Raw genomic sequence first — 25089 nt, 5'->3', positions numbered from 1 at the left:
GTTTGCTCGATCTGCGGGTAATTCGCCCGGTTAAGGTGACATGCCCAGCCCATCCTGAGCTTTCCGGTTTTACCCAGCCAGGGCAGCCAGCCCTTCTCGCTCGATGACAACTCCATGGAACCACTGGAAAGCGACATTATCTTCACCATACGCGACATCGGATGGCAATCTGATAGCAAGTCGCACGCCAACGGCGGGAGCGGTGATAAATGGGGAATTCAAGTCGTTGAATGCACAGCACTTGTGCAAGAAAGGTTATGGGCAGGCCCTGAATGCACCAACGAGGCGCAAACCAGATGAAATCAGGCCCTCATCCGGAATGTGACAAATAGCAGCCAGAACTGCTCGCACATCGCACAACAGTTCGATAATCGCACAAATTCCGCTAAACCCCCTCTACTGTTGCCCTATCTTGCGGCACGCTATAGCGAAAGTCAGCAAACAATTTCAAGCGCTGACAGGCCTCATCGCTTAAACGCGCCGGCCAGCCCGACAACCATACTCCAGGAACAACCAGGAGCTCGCCTTGATCAATAAAACGTACGAGTCCATCGCCAGCGCGGTGGAAGGGATCACCGACGGTTCGACCATCATGGTCGGTGGCTTCGGCACAGCCGGCATGCCGTCCGAGCTGATCGATGGCCTGATCGCAACCGGTGCCCGCGACCTGACCATTATCAGCAACAACGCCGGCAACGGCGAGATCGGCCTGGCCGCCCTGCTCATGGCGGGCAGCGTGCGCAAGGTGGTGTGCTCGTTCCCGCGCCAGTCCGACTCCTACGTGTTCGACGAACTGTACCGCGCCGGCAAGATCGAGCTGGAAGTGGTGCCGCAAGGCAACCTGGCCGAGCGCATCCGCGCAGCGGGTTCGGGCATTGGTGCGTTCTTCTCGCCGACCGGCTACGGCACCCTGCTGGCCGAAGGCAAGGAAACCCGTGAAATCGACGGCCGCATGTACGTGCTGGAAATGCCGCTGCACGCCGACTTTGCGCTGATCAAGGCGCACAAGGGTGACCGTTGGGGCAACCTGACCTACCGCAAGGCCGCGCGCAACTTCGGCCCGATCATGGCCATGGCCGCCAAGACCGCCATCGCCCAGGTCGACCAGGTTGTCGAACTCGGTGAACTGGACCCGGAGCACATCATCACCCCGGGTATCTTCGTCCAGCGCGTGGTTGCCGTCACCGGCGCTGCCGCTTCTTCGATCGCCAAAGCTGTCTGAGGCCTGCCATGACCATCACCAAAAAGCTCTCCCGCACCGAGATGGCCCAGCGCGTGGCCGCAGACATCCAGGAAGGCGCGTACGTGAACCTGGGCATTGGCGCACCGACCCTGGTGGCCAATTACCTGGGCGACAAGGAAGTGTTCCTGCACAGCGAGAACGGCCTGCTGGGCATGGGCCCAAGCCCTGCGCCGGGCGAGGAAGACGATGACCTGATCAACGCCGGCAAACAGCACGTCACCCTGCTGACCGGTGGTGCCTTCTTCCACCATGCCGACTCGTTCTCGATGATGCGTGGCGGCCACCTGGACATCGCCGTACTGGGCGCCTTCCAGGTCTCGGTCAAGGGCGACCTGGCCAACTGGCACACCGGCGCCGAAGGTTCGATCCCGGCCGTAGGCGGCGCGATGGACCTGGCCACCGGCGCCCGCCAGGTGTTCGTGATGATGGACCACCTGACCAAGACCGGCGAAAGCAAGCTGGTGCCCGAGTGCACCTACCCGCTGACCGGCATTGCGTGCGTCAGCCGCATCTACACCGACCTGGCCGTACTGGAAGTGACGCCTGAAGGGCTGAAAGTGGTCGAGATTTGTGCAGATATCGACTTTGACGAGTTGCAGAAGCTGAGCGGTGTGCCGCTGATAAAGTGATCTTCCGGCTTACACAGTCTGTTGCCTTACGCGGACCTTTGTAGGAGCGGCCTTGTGCCGCGAAAGGGCTGCAAAGCAGCCCCAGCACCAGTTGATGTAACGCCAAAATCCGGGGGCCGCTTTGCGGCCCTTTCGCGACACAAGGCCGCTCCTACAAGTTGATGCACCAGCCTCGAAAGCTGTGCAATACCTGTAGGAGCTGGCTTGCCTGCGATGGGCTGCACAGCAGCCCCCATGGCCCCGACCAACAGCCACTATCCCAGGCATCACCCCACTTCAGCCCGAGACTATCGCTTTCCTGGCACGATTCAAGGTGCGACGGTCACGTCCGCCTGGCCGCTCTGAGCCAGAGCTGCATGAATGAAACCTTCAGCTTTTTTTCGCTCAACGAATGCCCTTACGTATGCCGCGCCAGCATCCCGTCCACGTGGCACCGCCATTGCCTGGCGGATTGAGGTGAAGGCATCATCCAGCACGCGATAGCGCGGGTCGAGATCAGCTACCTTCTGCAAGGGTTGGCGCACGCCCGCAGCCGCATCGAGTTTTTGCTCAAGGAACAGATCAACCGCCCCTGCGGACGTGTCCGCGCGTTCAAGCTCGGCGTTCTTCAGGGTACGGGTCAGAAACAGATCGTAGGCAGCCCCCTTGCCCACTGCCAGCTTCAGCCCGGCTTGGTCCAGATCCACCACCGACTGGAAGGGGGAATCGCGCTCAACGAGGTACGTGCCTTCAATAATGACGTAGGGTTCGCTGAACGAGATCTGCGCCTCACGCACCGGCTCGATAGCCAGAAACGCCAGGCTCCATACCCCCTCGTCCAAAGCGGCAAAGACTTTGCCTGCGGCATCGAAAGTGCGCATTTCCAGCTTCACCCCCAGTTCTTGCGCAAGGGCTTTGGCAAGTGCAACGGATACGCCTTGTGGCTCGCCATTCGGGCCACGCTGAGCGAGCACGGGGTTACCAAAATTGATGGCAGCGTGCATGACGCCACCTGGAGCCAAGTCATCGAGTACCGCGGGGGTGATGGTGGTCATAGGGATCTCCTGAAAAGGGTTTACCAGATTGGCAAGGTATACGAAACGATCAAGCGATTCTCATCCGCGCCACGCGCAAGGTTCGCGCGGTAGGCCGCATTGCGCCAACGGATACCAACATTTTTCAATGCCCCGGACTGGAATACGTATGCAATATCAGTATTGCGCTCCCACTCACGGCCTTCCCCGGCATGGGTAGCTGCATCAGCGTGATCGCCTTTGACATAGCGACTCATGAACGTCAGCCCAGGGATGCCGATGGCGGCGAAGTTGTAGTCGTAACGCAGCTGCCAGGAGCGTTCGCCAGGCTCGGCGAAATCGTTGATCTGGATATAGTTGGTGAGGTACGGATCCGTGCCATTGAGAAATGGCATCGAAGTGTCACCGTTCATTTTCTGTAGCCCTAGGCCAAATGCATGGCCGCCCAGGCTATAAGTGAACAACCCACTGAGCGCACCACTGTCGATGGCGCCAGCATTCGCGTTGCCAGCGTCGTCGCTCAGCATGTAGCGCAAATCGCTTTTGAGCTTACCGGGGCCAATGCTCCACGTGTTATTGATACCCAAAAAGTTTTGTCGGTACACGTCCTGCAGTTCGGCGTACTGGTAGCTAAGTGTCAGCCCTTTGTTAACCGCGTAATCAAATCCGCCCACCCAGTAATCATCACCTTCCACAGCACCGGTAAACCTGCGGTTCTTGTTGTTCAGGGTGATTTTCTGAGCGTCGGTCGAGTCACGATCAGTCACGCGATTGAAGCGTGCACCCGTCAGCGTGAAGCCCTCGATTTCGTTACTGGTCATCAAGCCACCTTCGAAGGTCTGCGGCAGTATCCGCCCGGTATTGGCCTGCACGGTCGGCAGCTTGGGGATGAGTGTTCCGTACCTGAGCTCGCTTTCGGAAACCTTCACCTTGGCGGTCAGGCCGAGACGACTGAACTCATCGGCAGCGCGCCCATCATCATGCACCGGCAGCAGGCCGGAACCGGCTCGGTCAGGGCTTGAATCCAGCTTGATACCCAGCATTCCCAACGCATCAAGGCCAAAGCCCACAGTGCCTGGGGTGTAACCAGAGCGGAAATCGAAGAGGAATCCCTGGGCCCATTCTTCCCGTTTGGACTGGCCGGCACCCTCGCGAAAATCGCGATTGAAGTAGTAGTTTTGCAGTTGCAGGCTTGCCTTGCTGTCCTCGGCAAAACCTTCTGCACCGGCGGTACCGACGACCAGGCACGGGGACAGAGTGATCAGGGTGCGCAGGATGTTTTTGTTGTTGTGCATCTGGCGATTCCATTTTTTGGCATGACGCTGCCCGACCCGGAACGGGCCAGGAAGAAATTATTCGTTACGGGGATTGCTACGCGGTCTGGAACCGCCCTTACAAAGATTGGAATGCCCTGTAAGAGCGACTCTGTCAGCAGGTCAGTGGGCTGAAGCGGCTACTGGCTGATCGGGCTCTTTGTTGGTCACACGCATCAGTGCAGTCATCAGGAACGCGATGAGCAGCAGTGCGCTGAGGAACAGCAGGCCGGTAGCGGCGCTCTGGCTGTTGCCTTTAACCACGCCAATCATTGATGGGCCAACGAAGCCACCCAGGTTGCCGATGGAGTTGATTACCGCGATGGATACCGCTGCGGTAGCACGATCAAGGAACAGGGTGGGCAGTGCCCAGAACGGGGATTTGAAGCTGTAGAGACCCGACAATGCCACACAGATCATCGCCATCGAGGCCACAGGACTGGACAACATGCCCGCCCCCACCAGGCCCAAGGCCGCCACTGCAAGGGGGATCGCAGAATGCATCTTGCGCTCGTTTCGTCGATCAGAGCTTCGCGACCAAATAACCATCGCTACCGTCGCAACGATATAGGGCAGCATTGCGATCAAACCGATTTGCGTGTGCGTGAGCTCGCTGGAGAAGCCTTTGATGATCTGCGGCATCCAGTAACCCACACCCAGGCTGCCGCACTGGTACACGAAATAGATGAAGGCCAGGTACAGCACCTTCTTGTTGACCATGGTCTTGAACACACCCAGTCGCTTGACGTTCTTGCGGCTCTGGCGATCACGCTCGAGCTCGGCGAGCAGCCAGTCTTTCTCCTGCTGGGTAAGCCATTTGGCCTGCTCCGGTTTGTCAGTCAGGAACAAGAAGCAGGCTATGCCAAGGAACACGGCCGGGACGCCTTCGAGGAACAGCATCCAACGCCAGCCGCTCCAGTCGAGCCACTTGATGTTGTCCATGATCCAGGTCGAAAGCGGCGCGCCTATGATGTAGCTGACCGGGATTGCCGCCGTGAACAGCGCGACGGTCGTGGCCAGCTCCTTCGAGCGGAACCAGTAGGTCAGGTAGACGATCACGCCCGGAAAGAAGCCCGCCTCGGCCACGCCCAGGAAAAAGCGCAGCACGTAAAGCTGGTTGGCGGTCTGGGCGAAGGCGGTAGCGGCAGCAATCAGGCCCCAGGTCACCAGGATTCGGGCTATCCAGACCCGCGCACCGTATTTGTTGAGCATCACGTTGCTCGGCACTTCGAACAGGAAATAGCCGATGAAGAAGATCCCGGAAATGAAACCGAACGCCTCGCTGGTCAGGGCGAGTTCCTTGTTCATCTCCAGCGCGGCATAACCAATATTGGCGCGGTCCAGGTAGGAGACGATGTACAGCAAGAACATGAACGGGATGATCCGCAAGGTAACCTTGCGAACGACAGCCTGCTCATCGACAGTTTTGTTGTTGTTCATAGAGACCTCATCTAGGGCGAACCGTAGCTCGCCCTTTAATTGTTATCGTTGCAGCAGGTATCAGGCGGAAAAGATCATGCAGACCGGGCTGCCGGTCGAAATCGAAAAATCTGTCTTGCTCAAACCACCGGTATGCGGATCGACAGCAAATGACACGATGCTGTCGCTGTCCTCATTGAGTGCAAACAGGAAACGCTGATTTGGCGTCAGGCTGAAGAAACGCGGCGTTTTCCCTTCGCTAGGCACGAAGTCGACAGGGCTCAGCAGGCCACTTCCTTGATCAATCTTGAACACAGCGATGCTGTCGTAACCGCGATTGGAGGCATAGAGGAAACGCCCGCTGCGGTCCACTTCGATCTCGGACGCGCGGCTGTTGCCGGTATAGCTCGCCGGCAGCGACGGCAATACCTGGAACGGTTGCAGGGCACCACTGCGCGAGTCGAAACGGTAGCTGGTAACGGTTGAGTCCAGCTCGTTGATCACATAGGCGAAACCGGCTTTGGGGTGCATTGCGATATGACGCGGGCCAGAACCCTCCCGGGCAACAGCGAATGGCTGGTCGGCAGGGTGCAGCTTGCCGTTGTCAAAGCGGAAGCTGAACACTCGATCCAGGCCTTTATCCGGTACCAGAACGTAGTTCCCTGTTGCATCAAACGGGTTGAAATGCGGCTTGGCGAATGGCTGCTCAACCCGATGAGGGCCAGTGGGGCCTTCAAGCTTGAGCAATTGATTGATACCGCCCAAGGCGCCATTTTCTTCCACATTGAGCACTGCCAAGGTGCCGGTAATATGGTTGGAAACCACCAGGAACCGCTCGCTCGGATCCAGCGCCAAATGCACCGGATTCTTTCCTTCACAGCTTTGGCGGTTGAGGAATGTCAGCTTCCCACTTGCCTTGTCGACGCTGAAGGCACTGACCTCACTGCGGTCGCCATGAACACTGTAGAGGCGATCACCGGCGCGATTGAGGGCAAGAAACGAGGGATTCACCAAGTCGTCGACCAACTGCACCTGCTCCAGCGTGCCGGCGTCTTGATTCAACCGATAGACCGTGATGCCATCACCACGGGCATTGCGCTCCCGGGTTGTGCGCGATCCGACATATGCGAACATTGGGGTATTACTCCCGCTTGCAGAATTGTTTGAAGACATGGCACTCGCGGCGCTGACCAACCCTGCAGGTAGCAATGAGCCCAGGATACCGAGGCCGGTGGCTGCACCTAAGTGCTTGATCAGCGTGCGACGGCATAACCCTGCGTGCGTGACGCTCGCGAGGTCAGGCGCAACAACGTTGGATTGTTCGCGATCCATGGACGAGTCCTTCTTATTGTTTTGGCCAAGTAGGCCCCCGCATGGGGCCTTTAAACATCAAGCCCGAGTGCGGGCAACAACCTTGCGGATCACGAACGGGAGCACACCACCGTTGGCCAGGTAGCGCACTTCCTGCTGCGAATCCACACGCGCAATAACCTCGGCTTCATCACGACGGCCATCGGCGCGATGAACGATCAGCTTGATCAGGTTCTCGCCTACAACCAGCTCATCAAGGCCCAGGAAATCGAACTGCTCGCTGCCATCCAAACGAAGGTCGTCAACGCTTTGGCCAGGTTTGAAGACCAGAGGCAGTACGCCCATGCCGATCAGATTGCTGCGGTGAATACGCTCGATGCTTTGCGCAACCACCGCCTTCACCCCAAGCAGGGCCTGTGCCTTCGCGGCCCAGTCACGGCTGGAGCCAGCGCCGTAGTTGATACCTGCAAAAACCACCATCGGTGTCTTTTGCAGGGCATAGCTTTTGGCGGCCTCGTACAGCGGTAAGCATTCGCTGTGGTCAGCATTCCACGCCCAGGCGCCAAGCCCTGGCTGCTGATCGCCAAGGAGACGGTTCTTAACTGATTTGTTGGTGAAGGCACCACGCAGCATCACTTCATGGTTACTGCGACGCGTGGAATACTGGTTGAGGTCCTGTGGATCCTCACCACGTTCGAGCAACCACTGCCCGGCCAAGCTATTGGCAGGGATCGCGCCTGCTGGCGAGATGTGGTCAGTGGTGACATTGTCGCCAAGCACCATCAGCGCCCGAGCACCATTGATAGCCAGGGACGGTTTGGGCTGCGCCTGGATATCCGCCAGGTATTGCGGACGACGCAGGTAGGTAGACTCGGGCCTCCAGGGAAACTGGACACTACCCTCGGCAGAAAGCGCCTGCCAATGGTGCGTACCCTCCCAGACAGTTGCCAGGCGATGCTGGAAGAACTCCGGCTTGACCACCTTGGCGACCTCATCGGCAATGTCAGCATCGCTTGGCATCAGATCCTGCAAGAATACCGGCTGGCCCTCAGCATCCGTGGCAAGCGGCTGCGAAGTCAGGTCGATATCGATGGTACCGGCGATGGCGTAGGCAACGCACAACGCCGGGGATGCCAGATAGCCTGCCGGTACTTTAGGGTTCACCCGGCCTTCGAAATTTCGGTTGCCGGACAACACGACCACGCCTTTGAGGCCCTGATCGGCGAAATGCTCAACGTGCTCTTGGAGCTTCCCCGAGTTGCCGATGCATGTCATGCAACCGAAGCCCGCCAGATCGAAGCCCAATGCAGAAAAGTCTTCCAGCAGGTTGGCTTCAGCCAAGTAGTCTGCGACCACCTGCGAGCCAGGCGAGAGCGACGTCTTGACCCACGGCTTACGCTGAAGGCCCAGGCTCCGGGCCTTACGGGCCAGCAAACCCGCCTGGATCATCTGCGCCGGGTTTGCGGTGTTGGTACAGCTGGTAATAGCCGACATCACCACAGCGCCGTGAGTGATCGACTCACCAAAAGAAGGCTCGAAGAAGCGCTGCTCTTGCGGGGCTGTGATCAGCTTGCCGCCGCCCAGCACTTCATCCTGGAACGACGCTGCGGCTTTGGAAAGTGGCTGACGTTGGTGCGGTTGGTGCGGGCCTGCAACACTCGGCTCGATGCTCGCCAGATCAAGCTCGATGAGCTCGTCGAATTCCGGCTCGGCCAATTCGTCACGGCGCCACAGCGGCTGGGCGCTCATGTAGGCGATGACTTGCTCGCGCAACTTGGCCGAACGACCGCTGAGCTCCAGGTAGGCCAACGTCTCGTTGTCGAACGGGAAGAACACAACCGTCGCCCCGTACTCGGGCGCCATGTTGGAGACTGTGCCACGTGCTGCCCAGCTAAGCGTGGAGAGGCCTGGCCCAGTGAACTCCACGAACTTGCCCACGACCGAGCGCTTGCGCAGAATTTCTGCCACATGCAGGGACAAATCGGTGGCTGTTACACCTGGGCGCATGGCATTGGTCACGCGGATACCGATCACTTTCGGGAAGCTGATCGGTACCGGTTCACCCACCATGGCGGCCTGCCCTTCCAGCCCACCAACGCCCCAGCCCAGCACACCAATGGCATTGATCATCGGCGTGTGGCTGTCGGTGGCGACCATGTCGTCAGGGTGGAGCAGGCGCTCCCCGTTCGCTGCGCGACTTTCCCAAACGACCTGGGCCAACGCCTCCATGTTCATCTGGTGAATGATGCCGGTACCCGGTGGGATCACACCGAAGTTGTCCAGGCTCTTCTGAGCCCATTTGATGAAACGGTAGCGCTCGCTGTTGCGGCGGAAGTCGATGTCCAGGTTCTGCTCGACCGCGTTCGACTCGGCGTAGCGCTCGACGATCACCGAGTGGTCGATAGTCAGTACAGCGGGGATGAGCGGGTTCATCGCCTGTGGATCGCCACCCAGCTCGGCGACAACATCACGCATGCCGGCGAAATCGGCCAAAGCAGGCAGGCAGGTGGTGTCATGGAACATCAGGCGGTTGGGCTGGAAAGGTACTTCGCAGTCCGGGCCCTGCCCGATAGCTCTCGCCAACACTGACGGCAAGGCTTCCGGAGAGCAGCGTGCAACGTTCTCCAGCAGGATACGAATGGAATACGGCAGCTCTGCCAGCTGGCTGTGATCAAGCATCTTGCGCAGATCGACAATCGTGAACGAATCATCGTTGATTGTCAGGGGAGTAAAGAGGTCGCAGGCAGTCTCGGTCATGCTCATTTCGCTCGGCTTCTTATAGTGCTAGCAGGCATGCACGGAGCCATGCCTTGGGCGGTTGAGCCGATACTAAGAGCAGTCTGCGGGGATGAAAATTGGTCAATTACCACAACAGCGTTCTCCAAACGAGAACGCTGACGGACTGCTCTACTCTGGTAGCTTCAGGTGATCGATGAACGTTTTGAGCGTGGGGGATGCGGCTTCGTACTTTCTGACCACCAGTAACAGCGTGCGGTGTGCCCATGGCTCATCCAGGGTCACAGCCTTGAGCTTGTGGCTGCGCAGATACTGGTTGATGACACTACGAGGCAGCACAGCGATACCCAGCCCGGCAGACACCATCCTGCACATGCAGTCGAAGCTGCTAATCCGAATACGTAACTTGAGGCTCATACCCAGCTTGGCGGCCTCCGCTGTCAGCAAGGTGTGCATCGAGCTTTCAAGGTGAGGGCCAACGAATTCATGCTCCAGCACCTCCTTGAATTTGATGACCTTACGCGTGGCTAGCTCATGACCACTGGGGACCACCAAGGTCAACTCATCATGCCTGTAGGTCAGCGCCTCAAGCCCCTCTGAGGCTGTTTGTGCTGCAATGATCCCAAGATCAGCTCGCCCATCGGCCACTGCTCGAATCACCGCAGAACCCACTCGTTCCTCGATATCAAACTTGATCTGTGGGTACAGCTGGGCAAAGCCGTCAACGTCCTGTGGCAAGAATTGGGACAGCGCGGAAGTGATGGCGTGGATGCGGATATGCCCCTTGACCCCGCTGGCATACCCACTCAATTCGGTGTCGAGCTGGGCCATGGTTTGCTTGAGTTGCCTGGCGTAAAACAACAGGGATTGACCTGCTGGGGTCAGCTCTACCCCTCTAGCATTACGCAGCAGTAGCGGGGAGCCGATCTGCGCCTCGAGCTCAGTGATCCTTTTGCTGATGGCCGAAACTGCGACATGCTTGATTCGACCGGCACGCGTGAGGTTCCGCTCCTGGGCAACAGTGATGAAAAGGTCAAGGCTGGTAAGGTCGTAGCGCAATGGTCAATTCCTGGTAGGTAGCTTTTCAAGCTCCGCGAAGGCGGTCACAGATCGCTCTTGAATCGACTCATCCATCCAAGCGTGTCCGTAGTCACACCAGAAGGATGGTACTCGCAGCCCACCCAGCCGCTATAGTCAAGCTGTTGCAAAAACGCTCAAGAGCGTCCTGCGCCTTGTGGAAATCCGAAAAGAAGTAACCTAGCGCAGTTTCTGTGCAGATAACCTTCAGGCCATGACGAAACTCGTCTTCTTTCCCCGGAGCGGCTGCAAGGCCCTTCGTCTCACCAGCGGGGGCTGCGAACTGAACAAGCTTCAACTTGTGCTCTTGAAGGAGATCGCCTAGCACCGAAGCGTCGTAGGCATAAGGGGAAGGAAACTCTACCGCTTTGGAGCCTACTAGGGAGGCTGCAGCGAAGCGCTGGAGAAAAGGTAGCTCAGTGAACTGAAAACCTAGGTGCGCGTTGAAGTTGAGCATTGGGGCGCTCCATTATTCATAACGTTTGTCCATTTGGGTTGCATCTAGGATGCGTGAGCCATCGTAAAGGGCTGCCACTCTTCTGAGAATTATCGAGCGGTCAACAGTGTGTTCTCGAAGCGCGAAGCCTTCGAACCGCAAGGCTGCGGCCCTCTGCACGCCTCTCGCCCCTCCGGGGCCGGTGCGCTCCGCTTACTGCCTAGTTCACACATGGAGGCCAAGCGGAGCAGTAGCATTCGCTATCTGACTGGCTGTCTTCGACTGATTTTTTTGCGATTACTTCAGGTGCTGCTTGATCGCCTGAGCGGCTTGACTCATCGCATCACGGACGCTGGGAACCTGAGCGAGTACATTGAGTAAGCCGTAGTCGTGAATCATGCCGTTGTATCGAACGGCAGTAACCGGCACGCCTGCCGCATTGAGTTTACGGGCGTAAGCTTCACCCTCGTCCCGCAGTACATCCATTTCGGCAGTCTGTACCAAAGCTGGTGGTAGGCCTTGCAGCTGCTCCAAGGTAGCGCGCAGTGGTGAGGCGTGTATGTCGCGTCGCTGTTCCGGATCGGTGGTGTAGTTGTCCCAGAACCATTTCATCATGCCACGAGTAAGGAAGTGACCTTCGGCAAAGCGGTTGTAAGAGCCGCTGCTGAAGTCTGCATCCGTCACCGGCCACAAGAGCGCCTGGAAACGCAGTTTGGGGGTGCCGGCCTCTTTGGCCTTGATCGCAACCACAGCGGCCATGTTCCCACCGACACTATTTCCCACAACCGCGAGACGGCTTCCATCGACACCAATCTGCTTACCGTGTTCGGCAACCCACCGTGTGGCGCCGTAAGCTTGATTGATCGCTGTGGGGAACTTCGCTTCCGGCGACGGCGTGTAGTCGACATAAACCGCTGCCGCACCAGACCCTACTACCAGGTCGTGGATCAGGCGTTCATGGGTGGGATAATCACCAAGCACCCAACCCCCGCCATGGAAGAACATGAACACAGGCAAGTCGCCCTCTGCCCCTTCTGGACGTATAACCCGAATATCCAGGCTTCTGCCCTCTATCTCGATGCTCCGACGCTCGACCTGGATACCCGCGAGATCCACCTTCACGCTGGCCTGGGCACCGCTCAGCACGGCGCGGGCGTTTTTCGGCGAGAGGGTTTCCAGCGGTTTACCACCGCCTGCTTCCAGGGCTTGAAGAAACGCCTGGGTGGTGGTTTCGACACCAGGGCCACCCGCAGCGAATGCACCGTTAACGGCAATGGCAAGAAGTCCGGCGGTGAGTGTGCGTGACAACTTCATGGTTTACGTTCCTTGGCGATGGGCCGGTAGTCGTTGGGTCGTGGGTTAGTTGTTGGAACAACCATTCCCTATAACGCGGTACTCCATGATGTGACGGTCGCCTTTGGAATCGTCGTAAGTCAGCTGCATTGGCACCACATCGCAGACATTAGGTACCGGGGTAACAGCCACAACGTGCGCGATATCGAGGTGCTGAGCGTAGCGATAGGGCTCCACCGTAAGCTGCGCAGTCTGAGTAACCTGGTCGTCGGCCATAGCGACAGAACCAAGGCAGCCGAGGAACAAAACGAGTAACAGCTTCATAGCAATCACCTGTATTGGGGCGTAAGAAGGCCAGCGCACTCATACGGCGCTCGGTCGGAGTAAAGGGTTGGGGGTAGCCCGGCGCAGTTCTGACGCCGGGCTGAGTGGCATCAGAAAGGCTTGGTAGGCAGGTACTTGCCGTCCAGGGTGATCACAGCGCGGTGGCCACCGTCCGGGTCTTCGACTTTCTTGATATCCAGCTTAAAGTTGATGGCGCTGATGATGCCGTCACCGAACTTCTCGTGAACCAGCGCTTTGAGGGTGGTGCCGTACACCGACATCATCTCGTAGAAGCGGTAGATGGTCGGATCGCTCGGTACGCCGTCGAAGAAGCTGCCACGAATTGGCATCGATTGCAGCAGAGTGACTTGATCAGCATCGAGGTCGAGCTTTTCACCTACGACCTTGGCGGCGCTTTCAGGCAGTGGGTGCTGGCCAAGCAGGGCTGCAGTGACGAAGGCTTCGGACAGGCCGGTGCCATCAACGATTTCGGCGAAGGAAAGATCCTTGCGGGCCTTGGCCAGGATGATGATTTCGGTCAGTTCCTGGCGAGCGGTGCGAGTAGCTTGAGTCTGGATCATGGTGAATCTCCTGGGTAGGTAAAGGTGCAGGTATAGGTTTCAGGCAACGTGCCTGGCTTGTTGGGACACGGCGTGAACTTCAGGGTTTTCGGCGAGAGACACGAAGGTGCCGGTGCTGCCATCAAAGGCATCGATACGCCCGGTTTCGATGTCATAGATCCAGCCATGCAGCGTGACGCGACCTTCTTCGAGCGCCAGGCGAACGGATGGGTGGGTCTGGATGTTGGCCAGTTGCGCGATGACGTTTTCGCGCACCATGGAAGCGACTTTGCTGGGCTTATCGAGGTGCTGACGGGCTTCGTTAACTACCTTGGCCGAGTCGGCGTAACGCAACCAACCGGCTACAGCAGGCATGTGATCCAGGCACTTGCAGGTTGCGATAGCGGTCATCGCTCCGCAGTCCGAGTGACCGCAGATCACGATGTCTGCGACGTTGAGTCCGGCCACCGCGTATTCGACCGAGGCCGAAACGCCGCCAGGCTCCGGGCCATACGACGGCACGATGTTGCCGGCGTTACGAATTACAAACAGATCGCCTGGCTCGCGCTGAGTGACCAGTTCAGGCACCAGTCGGCTGTCTGAGCAGGAGATGAACAGCGCCTTCGGGCTCTGCTGGTTGGCCAAGTCCTTGAACAGTTTGACCCGCTCAGGAAAGGCGTTTTTCTGGAATTTCAGAAAACCGTCGATGATCGCTTTCATGGTTGCTGTCTCAATGTCGCTGGGTGTGAGACAAAGATTAAGCAACCCATGACATAAGGTAAAAGTCTCATTTATTATGCGGTAGATCAGATAATCTTATGGGTCAACTTATGCTCGCTCGACACATCCAGTATTTCCTGGCGGTTGCTGAACATCTCAGTTTCACGAAAGCTGCAGCGGCTCTGCATGTCTCTCAGCCGGCCCTTTCGCAGCAAGTAAGGCAGTTGGAAGAAAGTCTTGGAGCCCAATTGTTCGACCGCTCAGGGCGCACAACGCGGCTGACAGACGCAGGCGATGTCTACCTTCTCTATGCACGCCGTGCGCATCAGGAGTTGCGGGAAGCTAAGAACGCTATCCATGACGTGAGCGACCTCAGCCGTGGCTCATTGCGCATTGCCGTAACCCCGACATTCACGACCTATCTGGTGGGGCCGCTGATCGAGGCATTTCACTCCAGGCATCCCAAAATCACCGTCAACCTGAAAGAGATCTCCCAGGAGCGCATCGAGGAATTGCTGTTGGCAGGAGAACTGGACGTAGGGATCGCGTTCGATGAAATAAACACACCGGACATTGAAGCCATCCCCTTGCTGAACGAAACGCTCGCTCTAGTGGTGAACCGAAAACACCGCTTGGCCGGGGAGCGGGCAATAACATCGCACGCCCTGAGTGTTGAGTCTCTGGTTCTGCTCAGTACAGAGTTTGCCACTCGTGAACAAATCGACCGCTACTGCCGCAAACACGAGATTCGCCCTCAGGTGCAGATGGAGGTCAATGCGCTTGGGGCAGTGATTGAGATCGTTCGACGAACGCATCTTTCGACGTTGCTGCCTGCCAGAATTGCGTTGGCTCATGACGACCTAGTGGCCATCACCCTGGAGCCAGAACGTTTGCAGCGAACTGGCGTTCTTTTACGGCGAAAGGAAGCTTATCTGAGTGCAGCGGTGGGGGTTTTCATCGAGCTGGCTAAAGAAGTGTCCAGCGGTCTTGATGGGTGAAGTAGCCACGCGGGCTGATGGCGCGGCTCGGCGCTCAGGGAAGGGAGACGGCACTTGCGGTGGGTTTCGGCGCGACTACCATGTCGACGCCGTGGGGACGCAAAAAACCTGATCCTTCCGCTGTGAAGGATCACGTTCTGCATGGCTCAGAGACCCAGTTCAGTCAAACCTGGGTGATCATCTGGCCGGCGACCCAGTGGCCAGTGGAACTTGCGCTCGCTTTCCTTGATAGGCATATCGTTGATGCAGGCAAAGCGGCGGTGCATCAGACCATCTGCTTCAAACTCCCAGTTTTCGTTGCCATAGGAGCGGAACCAGTTGCCTGAATCGTCGTGCCACTCGTAGGCGTAACGGACGGCGATGCGGTTGTCGGTGAAGGCCCAAAGCTCTTTGATCAGACGGTAGTCCAGCTCCTTCTTCCATTTGCGAGTTAGGAAACCTTGGGCTTCTTCGCGATTGTTTGCGAACTCGGCGCGGTTACGCCACTTGGTGTCCAGGGTATAGGCGAGCGCAATTTTTTCAGGCTCGCGGGTATTCCAGCCATCTTCAGCGAGCCGGACTTTTTCAATCGCCGATTCGCGAGTAAAAGGAGGAAGTGGCGGGCGAGCTTGTGCGTTGGACATGGTGATGCCTCCAAATTAAGTGGATAAACAAATTTGATTGCAGGACGTTAAATCAGGCCAATGAAGCCAGGCCCGCCTGAAGCGATATTCAAAGACGTGAAACGAATTAAAAGAGAGCGACTGAAAACCACCCTTAGCATCAGAAATAACATTCCTGCACTAATGGCTTATTACAATATTGAAGCAGGTGTAGCGATTACAGACCCAGTTCAGTCAGACCTGGGTGATCATCCGGACGGCGCCCAAGTGGCCAGTGGAACTTGCGCTCGCTTTCCTTGATGGGCATGTCGTTGATGCAGGCGAAGCGGCGATGCATCAAGCCATCTGCCTCAAACTCCCAGTTTTCGTTGCCGTAGGAGCGGAACCAGTTGCCCGAATCGTCGTGCCACTCGTAGGCATAACGGACGGCGATGCGGTTGTCGGTGAAGGCCCAAAGCTCTTTGATCAGACGGTAGTCCAGCTCCTTCTTCCACTTACGAGTGAGGAAACCCTGGGCTTCTTCGCGATTGGTCGCAAACTCGGCGCGGTTTCGCCATTGGGTGTCCAGCGTGTAGGCGAGCGCGATTTTTTCGGGCTCGCGGGTATTCCAACCATCCTCAGCGAGTCGGACTTTTTCAATGGCCGATTCGCGAGTGAACGGAGGAAGTGGCGGACGAGCAGTTTCGTTGGACATGAGGGTGCCTCCAATCATTTGGATCGTTCAGTGGAATTAGCGGTTCTGGAACGTTAAGCGCTTGTGCGCGGTACTTCTTTGAGCAAAATGTTAGCGATTTCTTTAGCACTATCCAGGGCGGTGAAATCACCCATTACCCGGGCCACGGTTATAGTGCCCTCTATAAGCACGAAAAACTGCTTAGCCAAAACAATCGGATCTTTGACGCCTAAATCTTTAGTAAGCTCTAGCGTGTAGTCAAGTAGCTTTTGTTTATGCAGCTTTGCGATTTGCCGAATAGGGTCATCTGCATCGCCCACTTCTCCGGCAGTGTTAATAAAAGCACAGCCGCGAAAACCTTCAGACTCAAACCAGGACTTTAAGACATCAAAAATGCTAAGGATGCGTTCTTGTGGAGTTTGCGCCTTTTCACATTCACTCCTGAACCACTGCATCCAGCGTACATCACGCGCATTCAGTGCCGCTGCTGCGACATCGTCTTTATTCGCGAAATAGCGATAAATACTTTTACGCGCTACGCCAGAGGTCTTTACCAGGAGATCCATGCCAGTGGCGTGGATCCCATTTTCGTAAATCAGCTTTTCGGCAGTAGCCAGAATTTTTTCACGTGTATCGGTCATTGGCTTATCCATGTAGCCAGAGTAGAACGGTCGTTCTACCTGGTCAAGCATCTCTTCTGAATTTTTTTGATTGTACGTGTGAGAAGGGTTTTCAATCGAGCCTGCGCTCCAATGTGCGCCCGCCATTCGAGAGGATCGAAAGCCTCGATTACCGAGGCTGCCGAAGCACCCTACCTGGCTCCGGTCTTAGGCGGTGCCTCAGTCAACCTGCTGATGATTTGTGTAGGGAGGCATTAAAGCGACGGGGCATCTCACCGCGAGGGTATGGGCAAGGTTGATAATCCGCTGCTCGCACAGGCCTAGCGACGGGTTTTCTTTTTCCCCCCTGACATGCCCCAAGTTACACCTTGGTTGGCTAAGCCCCTTCTCGTATCATCAGCCCTCCCTACCCGGAATGATTTACGTGAAGCCGTCACCTGGAAGTGCCCAGCCTGTCCCTGAAAATGCCAATGGCCCTAAGTGGGATGTCGGTGAAGCTGTCAGCCAGCTGTCTTGGGACGACTTGCGGATCATCAAAACGCTGAGCGACTGTAGCAATCGCGCCGCTACCGCCAAGAGGCTCGGCATCAATGTCTCCACCGTCTCGCGGCGGGTTGCGCAGGTTGAGAAGACGCTGGGGGTTGCGCTGTTCGATCATCGCAAGGCGGGGTATTTGCTAACCGCCGAAGGTGCAGAGCTGCGTGCACTGGCCGAGCGCGTTGAGCTGGACATCGTCAGTGTCACTCGCAGGGTTTCTCGTGCCGGCCAAGGCCCCTTGGGGAAACTGCGAATTACCACCAGCGACTCGCTGCTGCTGTACTTTCTTACGCCGATCATCGCGGACTTCAAAGCCGCCAATGAGGGGATCACGATTGAAGTGCTGGTCGGCAATCAGACGTTGAGCCTGGCGAGAGACGAGTCGGACATCGCGGTGCGCGCGACCAAGAAACCGGCAGATGCCCTTGTGGGTCGCAAGCTCGCCAACATCGCCTGGGCGCCATATGGCAGCGTCAAGCAGGCGGCAATTGCCGATCCCTTCGCTGAGGGCCAGCCGTGGGTGTCCTACTCGGGAGGCCTGTGCGGTTTGAAGGCAACGAGCTACGTCGAATGTCGGGTGCCCCCGGAGCAAATCTCTTATCGCACCGATTCGGTCGCAGCAGCGAGCGCTGCAATTGCGGCGGGCCTCGGTTTTGGTTTCCTCCCCTGCATGCTGGGCGATATGACCCCTGGGTTGGTTCGGGCAGGCCCAGTGGTGCAGGAGCTTCAGGACGAGCTTTGGCTGCTTACCCACCAGGACATCAGGAAGTCCTGGCGGGTGAAGGCATTCATGACATTTTGTGCGGCTGCCGTGGCCGACCTCAAACCGCTGGTCGAAGGTCAGCAGGCCATCCCGGCTTCATAGCTGAAACCCGGAGCGCAGGTCACTTGGCCTGGGCACCGATCACCGCACGGCACACAATCTCGATCAGTTGTGGACGCTGAGCGAGCCGCGATACGCCGATGATATTGCTGGCCGCCTGCGGGCGCTCGGTGCCATACGCCGCCTTGCGCACCTTGCCGACAACGGCAAAGGCTGCATCCATGTCCAATACATACAGCGTCTCTTCAACGACGTCCTGCATCGTGGCGTCATACAAGGCCAACAACTTGGCAATGTTGTCGTAGGACACCCGCATCTGTTCGCCCATCGACGAGAAATCGCTCGGACGACCGTCAGCATCCAGTGGCGCCGGTGCTACCAGATTGCCCTCTTCGTCATGGTTGAACTGTCCCGAGATGAAGATCTCGTTCCCAACTCGTCGCGCTTGCGGATAGCCATAGGCCTCTTCCCATGAAACACCCCAGTAGGCGGTGTCGTCGTTGAAAGGTCGTGAAGCGGCCATTGGTTTCTCCTCGGCGAAAAATGGATCGACGTGATCCGACTGGCCGAGATCCTAGCACCGGATTGGACGCCTTCTGTGGTGCATTAATGCGATTCCAAGGGCGCAAAAGTGCGCCACCACTTCGGTGAGTGTTTCGCTATCTTGTGATGGCACTCGGCGACGACCCGCCGAAAACCTCTCGCTACCGTTCAGCAAAAGGGAAGAACAATGAGCAATCCACACACTGAAGTCCTGACCCCGCTCAACAGCCAACTGATCTTCATTGATCAGCAACCGCAAATGGCTTTTGGCGTACAGAGCATTGACCGGCAGACGCTGAAGAACAACACCGTAGGTTTGGCCAAAGCAGCCAAGATCTTCAATGTGCCGACCGTCTTCACCACGGTCGAAACCGAGAGTTTCTCCGGGCATACCTACCCCGAACTGCTCGCGGTTTTCCCGGATGCTCCGTTGCTCGAGCGCACGTCCATGAACTCTTGGGACGACCAGAAGGTTCGTGACACGCTGAAAAAGAATGGTCGGAACAAGATCATTGTCTCGGGCTTGTGGACAGAGGTCTGCAACACCACCTTCGCACTATCCGCCATGCACGATGCAGGCTATGAGATCTACATGGTTGCCGATGCCTCCGGCGGTACGACCAAAGAGGCCCACGACTACGCGATGCAGCGCATGATCCAGGCAGGCGTTGTGCCCGTGACTTGGCAGCAGGTGCTCCTGGAATGGCAGCGCGACTGGAAAAATCGCGACACCTATGATGCCGTGATGGCACTCGTCAAGGAGCACTCTGGCGCCTACGGCATGGGCGTCGACTACGCGTACACCATGGTGCACAAAGCACCTGAGCGCGTTCAGCACGGCCCCACCTTGGCGCCCGTGGCTGCATCGATCTAAGGCCTCATCAGCCCAGCCTTGGTTTCGGATCAAAAGCGGGGCTGGCACGAACTGATCCGGGCTAGCGAATCGAGACGGAGTGTACTGAAGCGTCGGGAGAGGTTTCAGCGATCCGTGCTGCCCGGATCAACCATCTTCAGATTTTTCAGGATGAATTGATCCCCATGAACAGAGCTAACGGCATCGTTATAGCCACCGTCGCGATTCAGTCGACGGGGCGGCTCAAACCCTGGCAAGTCACAACGGCCAAGCAGATGATGCTGGATCATCTGGATACCGGTATATCTGTCACCGCACTTGCCGAAGCATGCGGTCTGTCACGTAGTCATTTCTCGCGAATGTTCAAAGAAGCCACACAGGTTTCTGCGCAGCAATGGTTGCGTGAGCAACGGCTCAGGAAGAGTAAGGAACTGCTGGAAGCATCGTCGATGATGCTCGCCGAGATTGCCCTGGAGTGCGGCTTCTACGACCAGCCGCATTTCTGTCGGACGTTTATGAGATCCGAAGGGATTACGCCTCAAGCATGGAAGCAACAGGCCATTTAGCAAGATCGGTGTGCTATCCCCATCCTACTAGGCAAGCACCGCTAGCACCTTCCTGGCTATTGCGACTTGCACAGTCGTACTCCGCCTCCGCCCGAACTGGTGGTGAACTGGCCGTGAAATGTCCCGAGATGATTGAAAGCCCTGGAACAAACGAAACGGGCTAGGCTGTCTAGATGGAGATGGAAATAGGAGGCAAGGATGCGACATCGTGGAGCAGTATTTTGGGCTTGGGCCGATCCGAGCCTGCAACACCATTCTCATGAAGAAGTGCTCGCGGACGGAGCACGCCTAGATGTCCAAGTCAGGCTTTCACGTACCGGCGACACACAGTTGTTCATTGGGATTTATGAGCGCTCTGGCCTTGCCCGGATTGAAGAAGCCTACGCCAAGCGGCCTGGCGAGACGGTTACGCGGGCGATGGTGTGGGGGACAGGCAGAGGACGCGCCCTGGCTGAAATTGGTACAGACGGAAGTGGTGCAATTTCCCATCAGAAAGTGAAACAGGTGGTTGCCCATGGCAAATCAGATTGCAGAGCTTGATGCCTACTTGGAGCTCCTTGCCCAGATCGCCGACGAACTTGAACAGCAGGTAGCGCCCTGCCCCACTACTCGACCGATGCTGATCGCGTGGTTGACGGAGTGGATTCGAAGCCCTGAAGCGTTGAGCGAAATCAGACGTGAGCTTCCTCGCCTTCCCCAAGTGCTGAAGTCGGCATATAGCGAGTGGAATCACCTGGGTGGCGGCCATTAGGTCGCCGCCACTTCTTCAACCGGAAGCTTAGGCCACCTGCCGTTCAACAGGCTGCTGATGGGTTGCAAGGCATCGGGCGCGTCCCACACCCCACGCCAGGGCCCGTGTCATCGATTCACCTGGGCGCGAGAGGAAAGCTTCTTCATGAAGTGCCATACCGGCTCCGGCATACACCCCGATGAACAATTGGGTGTTGCCCGTGCGCGACAGTCGCACTTGAATGTCCATGGTCGCACCGTCGTCCAGTGTCTCGTCGTGAGACCTGTTATTGAGCTGACCCAAGGGGCATATCGCCCTGGCAACGTTGAAGCGATAACTGTCAGGATGCAAGAAGAATTGGCAGGAGTGGCTTACTTCGAGACCGGAGATGTCTTCCCGCCAAGATTAATATGCCGGCGAAAGCACCAGTGCCCAGGGGCACCATTAACTGTTGCTCAGGGCTTTTAAGGCCACCCATCATGGACAAGGCTAGCAGCCCCATAGCCACCAAAAGTCCAACGCTGCCAAGCGCGGTAAGAAGCCATCCGACTACACGCATTACTTTTCTCCCAGAACAGCTTCACGCTTGAAGATTTCCAATGTCTTCGGCCCTATGCCCTTGAAGCTGAGCAGCCACGCGTCAAACTCAGCTGACTTCATTGACCCGCTCTCTACCGCATTCGTTCGAGATTCCAGCTCGGCAGCCAGGCCAACACCTAGCTCGTGCAATCGGGTCGCAGTGGATTCGTCGTACCGCGCATAACCTGCCTGGCCCAGGAGCCTGACGAGATCCCGATGGGCGCAGCCAGCCAATTTTTCAGGCGTATCCAACCCATGGCGATCAACCAGATTTCGATACGCTTCAAACGCGACAGAGGAACGAATCCTCTTCCCGATCAGAAAGCTCGCGAGCAGCCACTTGTAAAGCCCGTGGCCGGTCGGCTGGCTGAAAGCGATACCAAGCTCGGCTGCAGTGATAGGCGTCACCCTTTTGAACGTCTCGGATCGGCGGAACGTGGATAGGTGCGCTCTTCTTCGAAGGTACCGTCAGCCTTGTGAATCTTCACCGATGCCGTTTTGCCGTCAAAAAAGTCCGCCAGCGAGCCGACCAGCTCCTGCTTCGTGGCCGCTCGCTTAGACGCACGTTCAGCGCCGGCTTTTTTGAGTTCCCAGCCATCAGCGGTTGGGCTCAGGTGGTAGTTGTCCATAGCGCTGCTCCTCCGGTCTATATTGACTCTGCGTCGTCCTGGATGTCTTCCTCGGCTTCAGCGGCATCTGTGGCGTCGGCATCATTGAGCGGCGGTGAGCTGGGCTTTTCAGGGTCGTTGATAAAGGGCACACCGCTCGGCCCCTGCTCTTCAAGTCCTTCGGTTTTTAGCTGCATGATATTTCCTCCAACCGGTCAAATTTGGAGTCCGGCTATGAGTAAGCGTTCAGCCGTAGTGCGCCGGAGTTCTGGCGGGCGTTCGAGGATGTGACTTCCCAAAACGCTTACGATTATCGGGGCCATGGAAGAGAGATCTGGGCGGCGCATTACCTGAGTGCGTTGGCCAAGACACTGATGGAGGATGCCGAGTTGGGCATGATGCGCTGATTGGGTTGGACTAGCCGCGCTGGCATCATCAGATGCTCAGACTTGCCAGCGACGGTCCGACACCAGTACTAGAAATCCACCTTGCCCCGACCGGCCTTGACAGTGCTCCGCCTGGCTTTGCCTTCGAGGCGGCGGGTTTTTGAGCCAAGGGTCGGCTTGGTGGGGCGGCGTTTCTTCTCGGTCTTGCCGGCAGCGATGATCAACTCGCCAAGACGCGCCAGTGCGTCAGCACGGTTCTGCTCTTGGGTGCGGTATTGTTGGGCCTTGATGATCAACACACCGTCGCCGGTGATGCGACTGTCACGCAGCGCCAGCAGCCGCTCCTTGTAGAACTCGGGCAACGACGAGGCCGGGATGTCGAAGCGCAGGTGTACGGCGCTGGACACCTTGTTGACATTCTGCCCACCCGCGCCTTGCGCGCGGATATAGGTCAGTTCGATTTCGGCATCCGGCAGATGCACGTTATTGGAGATGGTCAGCATGGTATGGCCCTTGTCATTGCCGCCATTATCACAGCCTTGGCCGCGCGCCCATAGAACAATGCACGATTTCTTGCTATCCCCACCCAAGATGATGTCTATCTGTGTTGAAAAATCAGAATTTTTCGCTTTCTTGTAGGGCATTTCCCAAAGATACTGTTGCCGCCTATTTTCCGTTGCGGGTGCCCTGTTGGGGCTCTAGTCTGGGCCGGTCGCTGCTCATCAGCGACACGGCTTTGACGGGCCGCGATGGTTTTGAGTTATGGCACCTATTTATGGTGGCTGTACGTGCGGGCACGCTTGCGTGCGCCGGAGTTTCTCAATTCCGCCGGTCCGTCAACCCTCGTACAGCTGCCACCCTTTTGCTTGACGGCTGAGAGGTGGCAGCACCAATAGGGAATTGAACAATGCTCAAGATGGTCCCCGACCCACACCACACGCTCCACTCCCTCGAAGATACCCTCATCCAAGCCGCGGAATATGCCGTCTGCGCGCTAGCCATTTCGCAACAAGCGATGCTGATGCAGCCCAAGTCACCTGCAGCGGTGCTGATGATGGCGACGACCCATGAACTTGAGTCCCTGCGCTCGTTACTTGAGTCCGCATTGATTCAGGTACAGGTGCCGAACGAGCTGCAAATGCAGCACTGAGCCGATCAGGGAGACGGACCCATGACTACTGACGAATCGAACGAACAAACCACTGTAGGCAAGACCACGTTCTACCTGGGTGAAAACCAGACCCATCCACTGTTTCGCATCGAAGCCGGGATTCCCTGCAAAAGTGCCCGGGAGCAATCTTCGGAGTTGATGGGGTACGTGCGGGAGCTGACAATTATCGGATTGATGGAAGAGAAACCGATGATGATCTGGGCTGCTCACTATCTGAGTGCGCTGGCCAAGGCACTGATGGATGATGCCGAGCTGGGCATGATCCGCTGATTTGCCTGGCCAGCCAGGCGGGGTACAAAAAGCCCCTGACGTTCGCTCGATAAGCACCGACGGCTCCAACCCAATGCATAAAGCCCCGGCATCAATGCCGGGGCTTTGGCTAGGTTCAGAAGCTGTCAGGTGGGCTCTTTTCGAACTTCCACTCGGTCATCTTTCTGGCCGCATGGAAGCTTTTGCAGTTGGCGATGAACTCATTGCGGTCCCACTCCTTGGAGAGGCTCGCCAAGATTTGCTCATAGGTTTCACCCGAGCAATTCGCTTCGTTGGGTTCAGGCACCCTGTCTTCGGCAATGGCTGTAAGGCTCACGGCAACGCCAAGCGCTGCAACCAGACGTGCAAAAGGCACAATGGACATTCACTCACTCCTTTGAACTGACCCGCTCCAGAAGCCCGCTTTACAGGCCCCAAAAACGCAAAAAGCCCTGAATAATCAGGGCTTTGAATATGGCGGAAGCGTAGAGATTCGAACCCTTATCCAAGGCCCTCCCCCTTTTCAGGGATTTTGGCGTCCTTTATCCCTTACCGCTAATGCCCGTTAAGTTTAACAAATCCGGGCCTTTTCCGCAATTGCTCACTGGCGTGGCAAGCATGCAGTCAGATGCACGCTTGCCGTATCGGCTCCAGCCAGGAGTACGCTCTCCTAATTCAATAAGCCCCGGGTTATGTGAGTCCGACTCAATGGGGAGCGCGAGATCTAGGTAGACAGACAAAGGGCAAATAATGCCATTCCCCCACGGCAATCCTTTGCGATCAAGATCGCCAGCGCTCATCCCTAGCAGCGCCTAACGACGTGGTCACTTTCCCTATTCCGTAGGATGGTTGGGCCTACCCTCAGGGCAATTCATGACGTCGAAGTTCTGTCCTAGGAGCGACGAGCCACCGTTAGAGTCTCGCACTGTAGGCTTATGAATGGATCTGACTGAATCGCCCCTGGTTTCCTAGACACTCTCCAAGCTCAGGAAATAGCGTTTCTCATACTCTACTGGAGACAGCTGCATAGCACTGCTGTGTCGACGTTTTGGGTTATAGAACATCTCGATGTAATCG

The 25089-nt window shown here is 57.1% G+C and carries 31 protein-coding genes and 2 pseudogenes; 11 read left to right on the top strand and 22 right to left on the bottom strand.

Features of this window, described 5'->3' with window-relative positions:
• Positions 1–526: 526 nt before the first annotated feature.
• Together JOY50_RS03750 and JOY50_RS03745 are read left to right on the top strand one after the other, a co-directional pair.
• A complete protein-coding gene (locus tag JOY50_RS03750) occupies positions 527–1222 on the top strand; it encodes a 3-oxoacid CoA-transferase subunit A (protein WP_010954768.1) in 696 nt (231 codons plus the stop codon).
• 8 nt (positions 1223–1230) lie between these two features.
• A complete protein-coding gene (locus JOY50_RS03745) occupies positions 1231–1872 on the top strand; it encodes a 3-oxoacid CoA-transferase subunit B (protein ID WP_003251131.1) in 642 nt (213 codons plus the stop codon).
• A gap of 308 nt (positions 1873–2180) precedes the next feature.
• Here JOY50_RS03745 and JOY50_RS03740 read toward each other — a convergent pair whose 3' ends face one another.
• The 11 genes and pseudogenes from JOY50_RS03740 to JOY50_RS03690 form a co-directional block, all read right to left on the bottom strand.
• A complete protein-coding gene (locus JOY50_RS03740) occupies positions 2181–2906 on the bottom strand; it encodes a transporter substrate-binding domain-containing protein (protein WP_138736061.1) in 726 nt (241 codons plus the stop codon).
• Positions 2907–2926: 20 nt separating this feature from the next.
• Positions 2927–4180: an OprD family porin gene (locus tag JOY50_RS03735; RefSeq protein ID WP_243054798.1), complete on the bottom strand. Its 1254-nt coding sequence runs from the start codon at positions 4178–4180 to the stop codon at positions 2927–2929.
• Between the two features lie 141 nt (positions 4181–4321).
• Positions 4322–5638, bottom strand: a complete 1317-nt coding sequence (locus tag JOY50_RS03730) for an MFS transporter (RefSeq protein ID WP_019472011.1) — start codon at positions 5636–5638, stop codon at positions 4322–4324.
• A gap of 60 nt (positions 5639–5698) precedes the next feature.
• Positions 5699–6751, bottom strand: coding sequence for a lactonase family protein (locus JOY50_RS03725; RefSeq protein WP_132842079.1), 1053 nt, complete (start codon positions 6749–6751; stop codon positions 5699–5701).
• Positions 6752–7006: 255 nt separating this feature from the next.
• Positions 7007–9685, bottom strand: a complete 2679-nt coding sequence (gene acnA / locus JOY50_RS03720; protein ID WP_132841719.1) for an aconitate hydratase AcnA — start codon at positions 9683–9685, stop codon at positions 7007–7009.
• A gap of 150 nt (positions 9686–9835) precedes the next feature.
• The gene (locus tag JOY50_RS03715) at positions 9836–10723 is read right to left on the bottom strand and encodes a LysR substrate-binding domain-containing protein (RefSeq protein WP_132841721.1); all 888 of its coding nucleotides are present in this window, start codon (positions 10721–10723) and stop codon (positions 9836–9838) included.
• Positions 10724–10767: 44 nt separating this feature from the next.
• Positions 10768–11198: pseudogene (locus JOY50_RS03710) on the bottom strand (hypothetical protein).
• 276 nt (positions 11199–11474) lie between these two features.
• Positions 11475–12491, bottom strand: a complete 1017-nt coding sequence (locus tag JOY50_RS03705) for an alpha/beta hydrolase (RefSeq protein WP_243054797.1) — start codon at positions 12489–12491, stop codon at positions 11475–11477.
• 45 nt (positions 12492–12536) lie between these two features.
• Positions 12537–12794, bottom strand: a complete 258-nt coding sequence (locus JOY50_RS03700) for a DUF2790 domain-containing protein (RefSeq protein ID WP_132841725.1) — start codon at positions 12792–12794, stop codon at positions 12537–12539.
• 110 nt (positions 12795–12904) lie between these two features.
• Entirely contained in the window at positions 12905–13375 is a 471-nt protein-coding gene (cynS, locus tag JOY50_RS03695; protein ID WP_019471981.1) for a cyanase, read from the bottom strand.
• 39 nt (positions 13376–13414) lie between these two features.
• On the bottom strand, positions 13415–14074 hold the full coding sequence (locus JOY50_RS03690) for a carbonic anhydrase (protein WP_132841727.1): 660 nt from the start codon (positions 14072–14074) through the stop codon (positions 13415–13417).
• 110 nt (positions 14075–14184) lie between these two features.
• Between JOY50_RS03690 and cynR the strand changes: the two genes are divergently transcribed.
• Entirely contained in the window at positions 14185–15072 is an 888-nt protein-coding gene (gene cynR, locus JOY50_RS03685; protein WP_132841729.1) for a transcriptional regulator CynR, read from the top strand.
• A gap of 146 nt (positions 15073–15218) precedes the next feature.
• Here the strand turns inward: cynR and JOY50_RS03680 are convergent, their stop codons facing one another.
• The 3 genes from JOY50_RS03680 to JOY50_RS03670 all read right to left on the bottom strand — a co-directional run bounded on the left by JOY50_RS03680 (position 15219) and on the right by JOY50_RS03670 (position 16988).
• Positions 15219–15695, bottom strand: a complete 477-nt coding sequence (locus JOY50_RS03680; protein WP_243054796.1) for a nuclear transport factor 2 family protein — start codon at positions 15693–15695, stop codon at positions 15219–15221.
• 196 nt (positions 15696–15891) lie between these two features.
• Positions 15892–16368: a nuclear transport factor 2 family protein gene (locus tag JOY50_RS03675; protein WP_132841733.1), complete on the bottom strand. Its 477-nt coding sequence runs from the start codon at positions 16366–16368 to the stop codon at positions 15892–15894.
• A gap of 53 nt (positions 16369–16421) precedes the next feature.
• A complete protein-coding gene (locus tag JOY50_RS03670; protein WP_207911607.1) occupies positions 16422–16988 on the bottom strand; it encodes a TetR/AcrR family transcriptional regulator in 567 nt (188 codons plus the stop codon).
• 394 nt (positions 16989–17382) lie between these two features.
• Here JOY50_RS03670 and JOY50_RS03665 point away from each other — a divergent pair, with 394 nt between their 5' ends.
• Positions 17383–18369, top strand: a complete 987-nt coding sequence (locus JOY50_RS03665; RefSeq protein ID WP_243054795.1) for a LysR family transcriptional regulator — start codon at positions 17383–17385, stop codon at positions 18367–18369.
• Positions 18370–18388: 19 nt separating this feature from the next.
• Here the strand turns inward: JOY50_RS03665 and JOY50_RS03660 are convergent, their stop codons facing one another.
• Complete coding sequence (locus JOY50_RS03660; RefSeq protein WP_138736057.1) at positions 18389–18850, bottom strand: RidA family protein; 462 nt, start codon at positions 18848–18850, stop codon at positions 18389–18391.
• Positions 18851–19057: 207 nt separating this feature from the next.
• Here JOY50_RS03660 and JOY50_RS03655 point away from each other — a divergent pair, with 207 nt between their 5' ends.
• The 4 genes from JOY50_RS03655 (at position 19058) to JOY50_RS03640 (ending at position 21040) form a co-directional block, all read left to right on the top strand.
• Positions 19058–19744 (top strand): hydrolase, encoded by a 687-nt coding sequence (locus JOY50_RS03655; protein WP_243054794.1) that lies wholly within the window; start codon positions 19058–19060, stop codon positions 19742–19744.
• 164 nt (positions 19745–19908) lie between these two features.
• Positions 19909–20289: a helix-turn-helix domain-containing protein gene (locus tag JOY50_RS03650; protein WP_243054793.1), complete on the top strand. Its 381-nt coding sequence runs from the start codon at positions 19909–19911 to the stop codon at positions 20287–20289.
• A gap of 198 nt (positions 20290–20487) precedes the next feature.
• Positions 20488–20829, top strand: a complete 342-nt coding sequence (locus JOY50_RS03645) for a hypothetical protein (RefSeq protein ID WP_243054792.1) — start codon at positions 20488–20490, stop codon at positions 20827–20829.
• A complete protein-coding gene (locus JOY50_RS03640) occupies positions 20804–21040 on the top strand; it encodes a hypothetical protein (protein WP_019471971.1) in 237 nt (78 codons plus the stop codon). The genes JOY50_RS03645 and JOY50_RS03640 overlap by 26 nt, the downstream gene beginning before the upstream one ends.
• A 27-nt stretch (positions 21041–21067) precedes the next feature.
• On the opposite strand, the gene JOY50_RS03635 is transcribed toward JOY50_RS03640, so the two are convergent.
• From JOY50_RS03635 to JOY50_RS03620, 4 genes are all read right to left on the bottom strand, one after another.
• The gene (locus tag JOY50_RS03635) at positions 21068–21268 is read right to left on the bottom strand and encodes a hypothetical protein (protein WP_243054791.1); all 201 of its coding nucleotides are present in this window, start codon (positions 21266–21268) and stop codon (positions 21068–21070) included.
• 309 nt (positions 21269–21577) lie between these two features.
• Complete coding sequence (locus tag JOY50_RS03630) at positions 21578–22006, bottom strand: DNA methylase (RefSeq protein WP_243054790.1); 429 nt, start codon at positions 22004–22006, stop codon at positions 21578–21580.
• Positions 22003–22227: a DUF2188 domain-containing protein gene (locus tag JOY50_RS03625; RefSeq protein WP_132841750.1), complete on the bottom strand. Its 225-nt coding sequence runs from the start codon at positions 22225–22227 to the stop codon at positions 22003–22005. The genes JOY50_RS03630 and JOY50_RS03625 overlap by 4 nt, the downstream gene beginning before the upstream one ends.
• 17 nt (positions 22228–22244) lie before the next feature.
• Positions 22245–22403, bottom strand: a complete 159-nt coding sequence (locus JOY50_RS03620; protein ID WP_243054789.1) for a hypothetical protein — start codon at positions 22401–22403, stop codon at positions 22245–22247.
• Between the two features lie 135 nt (positions 22404–22538).
• Here JOY50_RS03620 and JOY50_RS03615 point away from each other — a divergent pair.
• Positions 22539–22613, top strand: a pseudogene (locus JOY50_RS03615) (hypothetical protein); the annotation flags it as partial.
• A 68-nt stretch (positions 22614–22681) separates the two neighbouring features.
• On the opposite strand, the gene arfB reads toward JOY50_RS03615, so the two are convergent.
• Entirely contained in the window at positions 22682–23095 is a 414-nt protein-coding gene (gene arfB, locus JOY50_RS03610; protein WP_060517119.1) for an alternative ribosome rescue aminoacyl-tRNA hydrolase ArfB, read from the bottom strand.
• 404 nt (positions 23096–23499) lie between these two features.
• Between arfB and JOY50_RS03605 the strand changes: the two genes are divergently transcribed.
• On the top strand, positions 23500–23742 hold the full coding sequence (locus tag JOY50_RS03605) for a hypothetical protein (protein WP_243054788.1): 243 nt from the start codon (positions 23500–23502) through the stop codon (positions 23740–23742).
• A 21-nt stretch (positions 23743–23763) separates the two neighbouring features.
• Positions 23764–24033 carry a DUF3077 domain-containing protein gene (locus JOY50_RS03600; protein ID WP_243054787.1) on the top strand — a complete coding sequence of 90 codons (270 nt, stop codon included), beginning with the start codon at positions 23764–23766 and terminating at the stop codon, positions 24031–24033.
• Positions 24034–24148: 115 nt separating this feature from the next.
• On the opposite strand, the gene trbK is transcribed toward JOY50_RS03600, so the two are convergent.
• Both trbK and JOY50_RS03590 read right to left on the bottom strand, forming a co-directional pair.
• Entirely contained in the window at positions 24149–24397 is a 249-nt protein-coding gene (trbK, locus tag JOY50_RS03595) for an entry exclusion lipoprotein TrbK (RefSeq protein WP_138736050.1), read from the bottom strand.
• A gap of 583 nt (positions 24398–24980) precedes the next feature.
• The coding region (locus tag JOY50_RS03590) for an IS3 family transposase (RefSeq protein ID WP_135192744.1) at positions 24981–25089 on the bottom strand (109 nt) is incomplete at its 5' end.

This window comes from Pseudomonas sp. BP01, from assembly GCF_022760795.1.
In the GTDB taxonomy this organism is placed as follows: domain Bacteria; phylum Pseudomonadota; class Gammaproteobacteria; order Pseudomonadales; family Pseudomonadaceae; genus Aquipseudomonas; species Aquipseudomonas putida_Q.
Note: the sequence above shows the minus strand (reverse complement) of the source record. Positions and strands in the feature narration are given on the sequence as shown.

What these genes read in the sequence shown, in the direction of transcription:
- JOY50_RS03645 (WP_243054792.1), top strand. Translation starts at nt 20,488, where the DNA reads ATGCGACATCGTGGAGCAGTATTTTGGGCTTGGGCCGATCCGAGCCTG.
- JOY50_RS03625 (WP_132841750.1), bottom strand. Translation starts at nt 22,227, where the DNA reads ATGGACAACTACCACCTGAGCCCAACCGCTGATGGCTGGGAACTCAAA.
- JOY50_RS03620 (WP_243054789.1), bottom strand. Translation starts at nt 22,403, where the DNA reads ATGCAGCTAAAAACCGAAGGACTTGAAGAGCAGGGGCCGAGCGGTGTG.
- JOY50_RS03725 (WP_132842079.1), bottom strand. Translation starts at nt 6,751, where the DNA reads ATGTTCGCATATGTCGGATCGCGCACAACCCGGGAGCGCAATGCCCGT.
- JOY50_RS03705 (WP_243054797.1), bottom strand. Translation starts at nt 12,491, where the DNA reads ATGAAGTTGTCACGCACACTCACCGCCGGACTTCTTGCCATTGCCGTT.
- JOY50_RS03635 (WP_243054791.1), bottom strand. Translation starts at nt 21,268, where the DNA reads ATGGACATTCAAGTGCGACTGTCGCGCACGGGCAACACCCAATTGTTC.
- trbK (WP_138736050.1), bottom strand. Translation starts at nt 24,397, where the DNA reads ATGTCCATTGTGCCTTTTGCACGTCTGGTTGCAGCGCTTGGCGTTGCC.
- cynS (WP_019471981.1), bottom strand. Translation starts at nt 13,375, where the DNA reads ATGATCCAGACTCAAGCTACTCGCACCGCTCGCCAGGAACTGACCGAA.
- JOY50_RS03665 (WP_243054795.1), top strand. Translation starts at nt 17,383, where the DNA reads ATGATTTACGTGAAGCCGTCACCTGGAAGTGCCCAGCCTGTCCCTGAA.
- JOY50_RS03670 (WP_207911607.1), bottom strand. Translation starts at nt 16,988, where the DNA reads ATGACCGATACACGTGAAAAAATTCTGGCTACTGCCGAAAAGCTGATT.
- JOY50_RS03605 (WP_243054788.1), top strand. Translation starts at nt 23,500, where the DNA reads ATGCTCAAGATGGTCCCCGACCCACACCACACGCTCCACTCCCTCGAA.
- JOY50_RS03690 (WP_132841727.1), bottom strand. Translation starts at nt 14,074, where the DNA reads ATGAAAGCGATCATCGACGGTTTTCTGAAATTCCAGAAAAACGCCTTT.
- acnA (WP_132841719.1), bottom strand. Translation starts at nt 9,685, where the DNA reads ATGACCGAGACTGCCTGCGACCTCTTTACTCCCCTGACAATCAACGAT.
- JOY50_RS03655 (WP_243054794.1), top strand. Translation starts at nt 19,058, where the DNA reads ATGAGCAATCCACACACTGAAGTCCTGACCCCGCTCAACAGCCAACTG.
- JOY50_RS03730 (WP_019472011.1), bottom strand. Translation starts at nt 5,638, where the DNA reads ATGAACAACAACAAAACTGTCGATGAGCAGGCTGTCGTTCGCAAGGTT.
- JOY50_RS03675 (WP_132841733.1), bottom strand. Translation starts at nt 16,368, where the DNA reads ATGTCCAACGAAACTGCTCGTCCGCCACTTCCTCCGTTCACTCGCGAA.
- JOY50_RS03740 (WP_138736061.1), bottom strand. Translation starts at nt 2,906, where the DNA reads ATGACCACCATCACCCCCGCGGTACTCGATGACTTGGCTCCAGGTGGC.
- JOY50_RS03735 (WP_243054798.1), bottom strand. Translation starts at nt 4,180, where the DNA reads ATGCACAACAACAAAAACATCCTGCGCACCCTGATCACTCTGTCCCCG.
- JOY50_RS03600 (WP_243054787.1), top strand. Translation starts at nt 23,764, where the DNA reads ATGACTACTGACGAATCGAACGAACAAACCACTGTAGGCAAGACCACG.
- JOY50_RS03745 (WP_003251131.1), top strand. Translation starts at nt 1,231, where the DNA reads ATGACCATCACCAAAAAGCTCTCCCGCACCGAGATGGCCCAGCGCGTG.
- JOY50_RS03650 (WP_243054793.1), top strand. Translation starts at nt 19,909, where the DNA reads ATGAACAGAGCTAACGGCATCGTTATAGCCACCGTCGCGATTCAGTCG.
- JOY50_RS03640 (WP_019471971.1), top strand. Translation starts at nt 20,804, where the DNA reads ATGGCAAATCAGATTGCAGAGCTTGATGCCTACTTGGAGCTCCTTGCC.
- arfB (WP_060517119.1), bottom strand. Translation starts at nt 23,095, where the DNA reads ATGCTGACCATCTCCAATAACGTGCATCTGCCGGATGCCGAAATCGAA.
- JOY50_RS03660 (WP_138736057.1), bottom strand. Translation starts at nt 18,850, where the DNA reads ATGGCCGCTTCACGACCTTTCAACGACGACACCGCCTACTGGGGTGTT.
- JOY50_RS03700 (WP_132841725.1), bottom strand. Translation starts at nt 12,794, where the DNA reads ATGAAGCTGTTACTCGTTTTGTTCCTCGGCTGCCTTGGTTCTGTCGCT.
- JOY50_RS03680 (WP_243054796.1), bottom strand. Translation starts at nt 15,695, where the DNA reads ATGTCCAACGCACAAGCTCGCCCGCCACTTCCTCCTTTTACTCGCGAA.
- cynR (WP_132841729.1), top strand. Translation starts at nt 14,185, where the DNA reads ATGCTCGCTCGACACATCCAGTATTTCCTGGCGGTTGCTGAACATCTC.